At 51.1% G+C, this 5,350-nt stretch carries 4 protein-coding genes; 2 read left to right on the top strand and 2 right to left on the bottom strand.

Going from position 1 to position 5,350, the window contains the following annotated elements:
- Window positions 1–132: 132 nt before the first annotated feature.
- Window positions 133–630, top strand: coding sequence for a hypothetical protein (locus tag BMW87_RS34475; protein ID WP_093083073.1), 498 nt, complete (start codon window positions 133–135; stop codon window positions 628–630).
- Window positions 631–1,046: 416 nt separating this feature from the next.
- Here BMW87_RS34475 and BMW87_RS34970 read toward each other — a convergent pair whose 3' ends face one another.
- Both BMW87_RS34970 and BMW87_RS34465 read right to left on the bottom strand, forming a co-directional pair.
- Window positions 1,047–2,582 carry an STAND family AAA ATPase gene (locus tag BMW87_RS34970; RefSeq protein WP_143062674.1) on the bottom strand — a complete coding sequence of 512 codons (1,536 nt, stop codon included), beginning with the start codon at window positions 2,580–2,582 and terminating at the stop codon, window positions 1,047–1,049.
- Between the two features lie 44 nt (window positions 2,583–2,626).
- Complete coding sequence (locus BMW87_RS34465) at window positions 2,627–4,111, bottom strand: metallophosphoesterase (protein WP_177192927.1); 1,485 nt, start codon at window positions 4,109–4,111, stop codon at window positions 2,627–2,629.
- Window positions 4,112–4,898: 787 nt separating this feature from the next.
- Between BMW87_RS34465 and BMW87_RS34460 the strand changes: the two genes are divergently transcribed.
- The gene (locus BMW87_RS34460; RefSeq protein WP_143062673.1) at window positions 4,899–5,273 is read left to right on the top strand and encodes a hypothetical protein; all 375 of its coding nucleotides are present in this window, start codon (window positions 4,899–4,901) and stop codon (window positions 5,271–5,273) included.
- The last annotated feature ends 77 nt before the right edge of the window (window positions 5,274–5,350 follow it).

Below are 5,350 nucleotides of genomic sequence, written 5' to 3'. Positions count from 1 at the left end.
GCCAATCATGTCCATGGTGATCACCTTGAATCCCCTGCTGAAATTCTCAGCAGGTCAGTGGAACACCCTGGTCAATTTTGGATTGGCACTTTGCGGTTTAGCTGGTCAAGATTGCATCGGCACTAACACCCCATGGCCACCAGCGCTGAGCTGTACCAGCTCAGCTGGGTCATCGAGCAACTCATGGCCGACCCGAGGCGCATCGTGCAGGCGCGCTCGCAGTTGCACATGGGCCAACTGGTGAAGTACTGGGACTGGGGCACTGGAAAGCTGCGTGAGGCTCGCATCGCGGCGATGAAGGACCGGCAGGTCACGCTGCTCGATGAGCAAAGCAAACAGCGCTTCAGCGTGCTGTACGCGGCCATCGTGCCGCCCGAGGAGCAGCCGAATACCTCGGCGGCCACGTCACCCTCAGCGGCGCCTGCGGCGCAGCTGAGGCCGCCGCCGGAGATCAACAGGAAGCAGGACTTCCGTGTCGGCCAGCGTGTCAGCTTCGTCGACCAAAGCCTCAACCGTCAGGTCGGAGAGATCAAGCGCCTCAACCAGCGCACCGCCACCGTCCATTGCGACGGCCGCGCTTGGCGCGTTGGCTTCGGCCTGCTTCAGCACGTCGCCGACGTCACGCCTTAAACCGCCGGGCCGTCAACGACGGCCTCGAGCGGACTATTACCATCCCCCATACTGGTTGTTGGGTTATCCGAGCGCTAAGACCAGGGACATCGACGCGTCGCCCTAGCCGTATGAGCGAGGCGGTAGCGCCTTGGGAGAGTTCGAGGTCGGACAATTGGACGCCCGCCAAGTTCGCTTGAGCGTAGGGGGCTCGCCGGTCCCGGGGTCAACCGAGTGCAATTGAAAGAAGCGCTTGGCAATGTCGAGTCCAATGACAGCGAGCATCGCGGTCTCTTTGGTCGGATTGAACCTTCATCGTCATCGAAAAAACCGAGGAGGCGTCCATGCCATCTTCGCGAGAGCAATCCTACCCCTAGCTTTGATTTGTTGGGGGCTGGGCACGTCACGACCTCGGATCAGTTCCATTTCAACGACCACTACATTTTCCCGGTCTGTTTGGAATTTTTCGTTTTGAAGTCAAGTCCACGTTGGGTGGCGACCCCAACCTTCAACTCCGCAAATAGCTGCTGCTTTTCTATATCAGATGTTTCGTGAAGTTGAACCCTTCGCATTGCAAGTCGAGCTAGCACACTAAAGGCAAATGGTAGATCGTCAAATTCCTTTGCCAAGTTAATAACTTCTGACATCGGCATCTTTCCACGTAGTTCAAGCAATGCCGCCAGTCGAACTAATCTGTTCGCGCCAGAGTCCGTTTCAGTCTGCAAACGCGTTATCGCTGGAATAAGATTTTTCGAGCTAACGCTACTTCCCATTCTGCGCACAAAATTATATGCGAGGTAAGACATGAAAGAGAATACACGTTGTTTTGCCAGTGCTTCTATACGATCGCGACTCGGGGTCTGATTAGTTAAAACCTCTTCAATTTCGATCAATAGTTGCTGCGGGGAGCTCGCAAAGGTTTCAAATAACCCCCTCATTCCACGTAGCCCGCCATTCACTAGCGCTGTGAGTAATCTCTGCTTTTTCTGTGAAGTGAGACTGCCAAATCGCGCCTTCAGAATCATGCCTAAAATCTCGATTCCCTTGAAAAGCCCATTAATTTCAGAGACCAATTCAAGAACGGCAATTTCTTCTTGACTCCGCTCCTCGCGCAGTTTTCCATCAGAAATTTGAGCAAGGCCTTCGGAAAAATTGAGATCTTCTTCTATGATCGTAAATTTCTTCTCCTTGGTGTCGCCTGGTGGAAGCATTACGGCTTCTTGTTTTACCTCCTTCGCAAGGGCTTCGAGTATTTTTGTGTCTTTTTCAAAGGAATATTCTGGATATTCTGCAAAACTTTGACCAAGGGCTCTCTCCATCAGTTCCATGACGAAATCGTCATTGCTGTGATGCGCTAAGAACAGGATTGTATTTCCATATTCTCGGACATGCAGGTTTTCGGCATAGGTAACTACCCGTTTACCTACTTCTTCGTCTCGCAGATTGTCAGCCAGATACGTGCCCAAGAAATAATAATAAGAATAAGGATAGCGAAATGCTAATTCACCTTCTGCTTCCGTAAGAATTTTGGCGCCAACCAGCAGCCTTTTTCTTGCTTCAAGAGGAACCGCTAGGTCAAATTTCTCCTCGTATTGCGCGTGGAAAAGGCGGTACGCCTTTTCGTCGATTCGCGGCTTGGTTTGATTAAGAAACCAAGCCAATTGTTGACAGTAGTTTAGCACTTCGTGTACTGCCTCTTGGCGCACAACGGGAAGCAGTGAATGCAGTATTAGATATTGATAGTAATGCCCCAGTGCACTGTTCTCGAGCTCTCCTTGATGGCCTGCCTCTAAACCTTGAAGCAAAATCAAAACATATATAGGAGACTTGGGTACTAGCCCTTTCCCGACAATATTTGAAATAATCTGATTCGCCATATCCACATCAGCACTTCGCGGAGAAGAGTTGCCGTCTCCCAGTGAGAACCAACGTTCAACGAGTTGATACCTCAGGCGAGCTCCGAAACCAAGCAATTGCGCTTGGGTAAAGTCACGAATCAGCGCAAAATCTTCGCCAATCAGAGCCTCTTTAACGTCAAAAATTGGATCGGCGGTTGCAATAATCCGGCCTGCATTTTTTGCAACGTCTGTATTGCACCATTGAAATATTTTGCCGGAAATCCATACCGATCTATGTTGTCCAATAAAATTATCTTCCGATCGGCAGCTTCCGAAATTACGACCTCCGCCTGGTTTTCATCATACTGCTGCCGGATAGAGTCTTGCACAAGCTTAATAATGTCGCGGGCTGAGGCGTTACTGAAGGACTTTCCTTGAATGAAAATTGGATAAAGGCCCTTTTCATAAAATGCGAGAAACAAAGTTCGCAGAAGCGCTGTCTTGCCGCTGCTTTGGTCGCCTAAAATTAATGTATCCTGGCGTTCATCAATTTTTGATTCAAGTAGTCGCTTGGTGTTTTCTATAAGCTGCTCGTTATCGCCGGCATTGTCGAAAATTATCTCCGGATAAACCCAGAGATCAGGTAGTTCAATTTTTTCTTTGGCGTAGTGCTTAATTGAAGCGCCTAAATCACGCAAAGATTCGTCCCACTCTCGGTTAAGCCCAATAGTCTCGTGACCGCCAGGAAGGGAGACGGTCATCGTGGCGCCTTCGCCTTGCGCTGGCTGGTAGGCTCCCTGCTTCCAGTTAAAGGCCGTCGTATGGACCGAGCCCGTTACGAAGTCTAACTCTGCACATATAAATCCGGACTCCTGAGAGCCTCCGTGCGGATATAGCGCAGCCCCCTCTATGAAAACTGTGTGCCCAGACTCAGAGTCTACATTTGTGCCGAAATTTCCTTCATGTTCATGGCCAGTTAAAATAAGATCGGAATTCTGCCGAAGCAGTCGCCGAAAATCACGATATGCAGCTTGATGCAACCAATGATATGGGAGGTGCGTGCCAGTTATGCGAAATGCACCATTTCTTGGCGAAGCCTTTTGATATTTTTCATTCGGAAAGAAAAGAGATCCAACGCCAGTTGACATCTTGGCTGACCAAGCCGTATTAACAGAGTTGATAATAATTTCGGTATCATCGCATTTGACATGATATTTGCGCCAAATTGCGTCTGTACCAAGTGGCGCTAGGGTTTCAACCTCTGCTCGAAAAGCTTCGAAAGGCTTTAAAACATTTGAACACTCGTCGATTACACCTTGGGCAACAGGGGAAGAATTTTTCAGGTTTTCAAGCAATGCTGTTCGGACATCAGCGTTACCTTGTGAAAAATCACAATCGTGATTACCTGGCACGCAGATCAAATTCAAGGTTGATGGATGATGCGTTTTTGAAATTGCGATTTTAAGTCGAGACAGAAAATCGCTAGCAAGTCGATATTCGTGCTCCTTTCCGCCGAAAGCAATATCACCGGTGAAGAGGATCAGCACATGAGCATCGGGCTCGACGATCAGCGAGTTAGCGATCGCCTCGGCTCGTTTCAGTATTGGATTTTGCTCATTTGAAATATGCAAATCAGAGAGGTGAATAATTAAAAGTTTTGACAATTTTCTGCTCGAATTCAAGTTATGGAGGCGCAGGCGAACCGCTCAAGCAGAGTTGTAATGCCAGCATACGTTTGACCTGCGAGAATGGACGCCTCATGCCGCTACGCTTCTGCGTCTAAATCAGCATTTGCTACTGTAACTGTTAATTTCGAGAAGGAAGATCCCATGCTTCCCTGGCTGGGCACGATTTAAGGATGGAGCGGCCGATCGCCACTTTTGCCTAGTACCTTCTCCGCCCACCGTGACGCCGTCGAGCAGGTGGCCTCTCGACCAGCAGCAACTTGTTGTCACTCCGTGTCGGAAGGGGTGAAGGGGGCGTGTTGAGCAGGCGACTTGCTGACTGTGAATTTCCATGCTTGCACGCTTGACTCCCCACATTTCCTTCGAACGCAGGCCGGCTCTGCGCACCGAACCTAACGTCTGGCGGGTCAAGTTCCAGCGGAAACGAAGGTCTCGTCTCTGCAGAATTCAATGGGCAAGATCAAGACAGCGGGCACCGCGCTCGTTAGCTGTTCTGCTGGCACCCTGGCAATGACCCCCCGAAGGGTTCGCTCCCTTTCTGCTTCGTCTTCCAACCGCGCTGCGGATGATGTCTGTCGAGCAGGCGTTCAGCGTGCACATGCACGAGCTCTATTCGGAGCGGGGCACGATAGGTGCCAGCTCAAAGAAAAACGAATCCACCAAATTCCTCCTTGATACCCCATTAGTTTCCTCATTGCTGCCTGCACCGGTTTCTGAGCGGGCTGCTTGACCGACAACAAGCCCGAAGTGGCCCGAGGAGAAGAACATGAGCGCCTTGCGCCGGGGGATGCGTGCGTTTGGAGTGGGGGTGATCCTGTGGGTGCTGGCGGCGTCTGGCTATGCGCAGTCCATCGATGCGAACTGCAGGCAGTTCATTGCCACCGGCAACATGAACTGCGAGTTGTCTCCCGCGAGCTTTTCGGGATGGGCCTATTCCACTGGCTACGCCACCGGTGCCACCGAAGACGAGGCGATTCAGAACACGCTGAGCGCCTATTTCGGCAGCGGCTCGAGCGTCTGCAATGTGGCGTACTTTACGGATGCGCAAACCGTGTCGGTCTACGACAGCTTCGTAAATTCGAATCAAGCCATCGGCACCAAGCGAAAGCTCTCATTCCAATGGGGTGTGGGCGCCGGTTGAGTCTTGACCCACCCTACCGCTTGAACTTTCACCCGGGGATGGATGCCGGCATCGTGGATGCCGACTGTGGATAACTG

Origin of the sequence: Variovorax sp. OV084 (assembly GCF_900111625.1) — a bacterium.
In the GTDB taxonomy this organism is placed as follows: Bacteria; Pseudomonadota; Gammaproteobacteria; order Burkholderiales; family Burkholderiaceae_C; genus Variovorax.
The sequence above is the reverse complement of the archived record's forward strand: the minus strand, read 5'-3'. Positions and strand labels throughout refer to the sequence as shown.